Here is a 6,080-nt window from a genome sequence, read left to right as displayed (position 1 = left end):
CACGCCCGCAGCCCTGAAGCCCCGAACGTCTGAAGCCCCAAACGTCTAAAGAAAGGACAGCCACCGTGAACTACGAAGTCATAGTCACCTGCGCGGTGACCGGCGCCGGCGACACCGTCGGCAAGCACCCTGCGATCCCCGTCACCCCGAAGGAAATCGCCGCTGCCGCCATCGAGGCGGCCAAGGCCGGCGCCACCGTCGCCCACTGCCACGTGCGCGATCCGGCCACCGGCAAGCCCAGCCGCGACGTGAACCTGTATCGCGAAGTGGTCGAACGCATCCGCGAGAGCGACACCGACGTCATCATCAACCTCACCGCCGGCATGGGTGGCGACCTGGAGATCGGCAAGGGCGAGCAGCCCCTGGAGTTCGGCGCCGGCACCGACCTGGTCGGCCCGCTGGAGCGCCTCAAGCACGTCGAGGAGCTGCTGCCGGAAATCTGCACCCTGGACTGCGGAACCCTGAACTTCGGCGACGGCGACTTCATCTACGTCTCCACCCCGGCGCAGCTGCGCGCCGGGGCCAAGCGCATCACCGAACTGGGGGTGAAGGCCGAGCTGGAAATCTTCGACACCGGCCACCTCTGGTTCGCCAGGCAGATGCTCAAGGAAGGCCTGCTGGAGGACCCGCTGATCCAGATCTGCCTGGGCATCCCCTGGGGCGCGCCGGCCGACACCACCACCATGAAGGCCATGGCCGACAACATCCCCGACGGCCTCACCTGGGCCGGCTTCGGCATCGGCCGCGCGCAGATGCCGATGGTCGCCCAGGCCATGCTGCTGGGCGGCAACGTGCGGGTCGGCCTGGAGGACAACATCTGGCTGGACCGTGGCGTGCACGCCAGCAACGGCCAGCTGGTGGAGCGCGCCATCGAGATCATCGAACGCCTCGGCGGCCGTGCCCTGACCCCGGCCGAGGGGCGCAGGAAGATGAACCTCAAACCCCGTTGATCCGGAGCCGCACACCTCGACGTAGGGCGCATAACCCGGAACGGGTTATCCGCCGCCAGGACGGCGGATAACCGCGAACGGTTATCCGCCCTACGCCAAGCCTGTCCCCTTTTCCCGCTGGAGTGATTCATGTCCTACATCACCGAAATCAAGACCTTCGCCGCGCTCGGCAGCGGCGTCATCGGCAGCGGCTGGGTCGCCCGCGCCCTGGCCCACGGCCTCGACGTGGTGGCCTGGGACCCGGCGCCCGGCGCCGAGGCGGCGCTGCGCCAACGGGTGGCCAACGCCTGGCCGGCGCTGCAGAAGGCCGGGCTGGTGCCCGGCTCGTCGCAGGCGCGGCTGAAGTTCGTCGCCACCATCGAGGAATGCGTGCGCGACGCCGACTTCATCCAGGAAAGCGCCCCGGAGCGCCTCGACCTCAAGCTCGACCTGCACGCGAAGATCAGCGCCGCCGCCAAGCCCGACGCGCTGATCGGCTCCAGCACCTCGGGCCTGCTGCCCAGCGAGTTCTACGCCGACGCCACGCGCCCCGAGCGCTGCGTGGTGGGCCACCCGTTCAACCCGGTGTACCTGCTGCCGCTGGTGGAAGTGGTGGGCGGCGAGAAGACCGACCCGGCGGCGGTCCAGGCCGCCATCGGGGTGTACCGCAGCCTGGGCATGCGCCCGCTGCACGTGCGCAAGGAAGTCCCCGGCTTCATCGCCGACCGCCTGCTCGAAGCGCTCTGGCGCGAGGCGCTGCACCTGGTCAACGACGGCGTCGCCAGCACCGGCGAGATCGACGACGCGATCCGCTTCGGCGCCGGCCTGCGCTGGTCGTTCATGGGCACCTTCCTGACCTACACCCTGGCCGGCGGCGACGCCGGCATGCGCCACTTCATGGCGCAGTTCGGACCGGCGCTGCAGCTGCCCTGGACCTACCTGCCGGCGCCGGAACTCACCGAGTCGCTGATCGACAAGGTGGTCGAAGGCACCAGCGAACAGCAGGGCAAGCGCAGCATCGCCGAGCTGGAGCGCTACCGCGACGACTGCCTGCTGGCGGTGCTCGGCGCGATCAAGGACACCAAGGCCCGCCACGGCTTCGCCTTCGTGGATTGACCTCGGACTAGCCACCCGCTCCGAACCGCCCCCTCTCCCTTCAGGGAGAGGGCTGGGGAGAGGGGCTCTGCGGAACCGCACCCATGCCCACCCTGAAAACCTACGAAACCCCGGTACTGGCCGAGTGGACCGACTACAACGGCCACCTGCGCGATGCCTTCTACCTGCTGATCTTCAGCTACGCCACCGACGCCCTGATGGACCACCTGGGCCTGGACAGCGCCGGCCGCGAGGCCAGTGGCAATTCGCTGTTCACCCTGGAGGTGCACCTGAACTACCTGCACGAGGTGAAGCAGGGCGAGCCGGTGGAAGTGCGCACCCAGCTGCTGGCCCACGACCGCAAGCGCCTGCATATACATCACACCCTGCATCGCCCGGGCGAAGACGCGCCGCTGGCGGCCAGCGAGCAGATGCTGCTGCACGTCAGCCTGGTTGGCGGCGCGCATTCGGCGCCGTTCGAAGGCGTGGTGCTGGAGCGCGTGCTGGCGCTGGCCGAGGCGCACCGCGCGCTGCCGCGCCCGGAGCATGTCGGACGGGTCATCGGCTTGCCGGCGCGCGCGTGAGCCGGTGCTATCCGCTGTCCGCCGGGATGGCGGCGTTCGTCGAGCGCAGCCTGGCCTTCGCCAGCGCCGAAACCTCGCTGGCGGCGCAGCGCACGGCCTATTCGCGGATGGCCGCCGCCTTCACCCCCGTGCCACCGCCTGGCTTGTGCGTGCGCGACCTGGCGCTGCCCGGCCTGCCGCCGCTGCGAGTGTTCCAGCCAACGCGCGCCGCGCCGCCCGGCGGCTGGCCCGCCGTGCTGTTCCTGCATGGCGGCGGCTGGATGTTCGGCGGCCTGGATTCCCACGCCTTCCTCTGCGCCGAGCTGGCCGCGCGCCTGGGCCTGCTGGTGCTGGCGGTGGACTACCGGCTGGCGCCGGAACACCCGTTCCCGGCGGCCCTGCAGGACAGCCTGGCGGCCTGGCGCGCCCTGCGCGACGGCGTGCTGGGGCTGGCGGTGGACCGCGAGCGCCTGGCTCTGCTCGGCGACAGCGCCGGCGGCAACCTCGCCGCCGCCCTGTGCCTGGCCCTGCGCGATGCCGGGGAAGCCCAGCCACGCCTGCAGGCGCTGATCTACCCGGCGCTGGGCGACGAAGCCACGGCGTCGCGCAGCGACTGCGCCGATGCGCCGCTGCTGTCCAGCGCCGATATGCAGGCCTGCCTCGACGCCTACCTGCCGCACCCGGCGCAGCGCCGCCGGCCGCTGGCCCTGCCGTTGCGCGCCGCGCACCTGGGCGGCCTGGCGCCGGCGTTCATCGCGGTCGCCGAATTCGACCCGCTGCGCGACGACGGCCTGCGCTACGCCGAACGCCTGCGCGGCGACGGCGTGGCCGCCGGGTATTTCCCCGGCCACGGCCTGGTGCATGGCTGCCTGCGGGCGCGCGGGCTGGCGGAAGTGGACGCGCTCTACGCGGCGCTGTTCGAGGCCCTGGCCCGCGCCCTGGACTGAAAACGCAGAAGGCCCGGCATCGCTGCCGGGCCTCCTGTCGATGACCGGGCGCGTGGCGCGTCAGTCGGTGGTGATCTTCGAGTGCTTCTGGGTGTCCTTCATGGTCACGTAGACCAGCAGCGAGCAGGCGATGCAGCCGGTGACGTACCAGTAGAAGCCGCTCTCCATGCCGATGCTCTTGAACCACAGGGCCACGTACTCGGCGGTGCCGCCGAAGATCGACACGGTCAGCGCGTAGGGCAGGCCCACGCCCAGGGCGCGGATTTCGGTGGGGAACAGCTCGGCCTTCACCACCGCGTTGATCGAGGTGTAGCCGCTGACGATCACCAGCGCCGCCATGATCAGGAAGAACGCGCCCCACCAGGTGTCGATGGTGTGCAGGGTGCTGAGGATCGGGTAGGTGAACAGGGTACCGAGCACGCCGAAGGCGATCAGGATCGGGCGCCGGCCGATCTTGTCCGAGAGCGCGCCGACGATCGGCTGCAGCAGCATGAACAGGAACAGGGTGGCGGCCGAGATCATGGTCGAGTCAGTCTTGCTCATGCCCACGGTGTTCACCAGGTACTTCTGCATGTACGTGGTGTAGGTGTAGAAGGCCAGGGTGCCGCCCATGGTCAGGCCGACCACGGTGAGGACTTCCTTGGGGTGCCGCATCAGCGCGCGGATCAGGCTTTCCTTGGGCTCTTCCTTCTTCTTCGCGAAGGACTCGGTCTCTTCCATGCCGCGACGCAGGAACATGGCCACCACCGCGCACAGCGCGCCGATGAAGAAGGGCACGCGCCAGCCCCAGCTTTCCAGCTGCTCGACGGTCAGGGTCTGCTGCAGCACGATCAGCACCGCCAGGGCGATGAGCTGGCCGGAGATCAGGGTCACGTACTGGAAGCTGGAGAAGAAGCCGCGCTGCTCCTTGTTGGCCATCTCGCTGAGGTAGGTGGCCGAGGTGCCGTATTCGCCACCGACCGACAGGCCCTGCAGCAGGCGCGCGAGCACCAGCAGGATGGGCGCGCCGACGCCGATGGTCTCGTAGCTGGGGGTCAGGGCGATGATCAGCGAGCCGAAGCACATCAGCAGCACCGAGGCCAGCAGCGCGGCCTTGCGGCCCTTGCGGTCGGCGTAGATGCCCATCAGCCAGCCGCCGATCGGGCGCATCAGGAAGCCCACGGCGAAGATCGCGGCGGTGTTCAGCAACTGGGCGGTCATGTCGCCCTGGGGGAAGAAGGCCTTGGCGAAGTACAGCGAGAAGGCGGCGTAGACGTACCAGTCGTACCACTCCACCAGGTTGCCCACCGAGCCGCTGAAGATCGACTTGATGCGCTGGGAGGTCGTACGCGGCGCGGCAGAAGCGGAGACGGCGCTTGCGCTATCCATGGGGTAATCCTCTTGTCGTTGTTGTCGTCGGGTGCGCGGACCACGAAACCGCGCACCGGCGCGCCGCGAGGGCGGCGCAGTGTCGAGGGCGATAGCAGGCGCCGTGCCAAGGGCGCAAAGCAGCGTGGCACTAGGCTTCTAGGATTTTTCGCGGATGCTGGGCAGGCGGTTGGCTGCCGATGGGTGGGGGTCGTGAGCGGAAATCCGCTTATTTGGAGTGGCTTTTCGTTGGGGCGAGATGGCTCGCGAATGGTGGGGGTTGCGGAGTCAAACCAAAACACCGAGGCAGCCTGGAAACACTGTTCGCGAGCAAGCTCGCTCCTACAGGAAGAAAAGCCGCAGCGGCTCAACGCTGTTTGAACAACTCGCCCGGTGTGAAGCCGAACAAGCCCTTGAACGCTGCGATGTAGGCCGAGGTGGAGTCGTACCCGCAATCCAGCGCGGCGGCCGTGACGCTGGCGCCGCTTTCCAGGGTGCCGAGGGAGCCGAGCAGGCGCTGGCGTTGGCGCCAGAGGCGGAAGCTCATGCCGGTTTCGCGCTGGAACAGCCGCGACAGGGTCTTCTCCGAGGTGCCCAGGCGCCGCGCCCAGTCGCTCAGGGTGAGGCTGGCGGTGGGCTGTTCGATCAGCGCCTGGCACAGCTGCAGCAGGCGCGCCTCCTGCGGCATGGGCAGGGAGAAGGCCACTTCCGGCAGGGTGCGCAGCTGGTCCAGCAGCACGTTCACCAGGCGTTGCTCGGGGCTGTCGCCCTGGGGGTAGTCCACCGGCAGTTCGCAGAAGCTCTTGATCAGCTCGCGCGCCAGCGGCGTCACCTCCAGCACCCGGCAGCGCCCCGGCGCCCAGGCGCTGGCGTCGTCGCGCAGGTACAGGCTGCGCATCTCGGCGCGCCCGGAGGTGACCACCTCGTGCTCCAGGTAGGCCGGAATCCAGATGGCCCGCTGCGGCGGGGCGAAGAAGCTGCCCTCGGCGGTGTGCACGCCGAGCACGCCGCTGATGGCGTAGGACAGCTGCACCCAGGCGTGGTGGTGGCGACCGGTCCAGGAGCCGGCGCGCAGGCTTTCCGCGCGGGCGTATACCGGGCGGGGCAGGCCCTGGAGCACGGGGATCAGGCGTTGCAGTTCGGGGGGCTGTCCGTTCATCGCTATGCTTTGGCTTTGTGTCGCTAGTCGACGGAGTCTG

At 69.3% G+C, this 6,080-nt stretch carries 6 protein-coding genes; 4 read left to right on the top strand and 2 right to left on the bottom strand.

The genetic code is table 11. The annotated features are described in order from the left end of the window. Positions 1–65 precede the first annotated feature (65 nt). The 4 genes from P3W75_RS23790 (at position 66) to P3W75_RS23775 (ending at position 3,534) form a co-directional block, all read left to right on the top strand. Positions 66–950 (top strand): 3-keto-5-aminohexanoate cleavage protein, encoded by an 885-nt coding sequence (locus P3W75_RS23790; protein ID WP_276229773.1) that lies wholly within the window; start codon positions 66–68, stop codon positions 948–950. A gap of 129 nt (positions 951–1,079) precedes the next feature. Next, positions 1,080–2,045, top strand: a complete 966-nt coding sequence (locus P3W75_RS23785) for an L-carnitine dehydrogenase (RefSeq protein WP_276229772.1) — start codon at positions 1,080–1,082, stop codon at positions 2,043–2,045. Positions 2,046–2,128: 83 nt separating this feature from the next. After that, the gene (locus tag P3W75_RS23780) at positions 2,129–2,608 is read left to right on the top strand and encodes a thioesterase family protein (RefSeq protein ID WP_276229771.1); all 480 of its coding nucleotides are present in this window, start codon (positions 2,129–2,131) and stop codon (positions 2,606–2,608) included. Beyond that, complete coding sequence (locus P3W75_RS23775; protein WP_276229770.1) at positions 2,605–3,534, top strand: alpha/beta hydrolase; 930 nt, start codon at positions 2,605–2,607, stop codon at positions 3,532–3,534. Before P3W75_RS23780 ends, P3W75_RS23775 begins: the two co-directional genes overlap by 4 nt. Positions 3,535–3,594: 60 nt before the next feature. Here the strand turns inward: P3W75_RS23775 and P3W75_RS23770 are convergent, their stop codons facing one another. Both P3W75_RS23770 and P3W75_RS23765 read right to left on the bottom strand, forming a co-directional pair. Then, complete coding sequence (locus P3W75_RS23770; protein ID WP_276229769.1) at positions 3,595–4,902, bottom strand: MFS transporter; 1,308 nt, start codon at positions 4,900–4,902, stop codon at positions 3,595–3,597. 346 nt (positions 4,903–5,248) lie between these two features. Continuing rightward, entirely contained in the window at positions 5,249–6,046 is a 798-nt protein-coding gene (locus P3W75_RS23765) for an AraC family transcriptional regulator (RefSeq protein WP_276229775.1), read from the bottom strand. Positions 6,047–6,080 lie beyond the last annotated feature (34 nt).

Source organism: Pseudomonas citronellolis, assembly GCF_029335315.1.
Classification (GTDB): Bacteria; Pseudomonadota; Gammaproteobacteria; order Pseudomonadales; family Pseudomonadaceae; genus Pseudomonas; species Pseudomonas citronellolis_A.
Note: the sequence above shows the minus strand (reverse complement) of the source record. Positions and strands in the feature narration are given on the sequence as shown.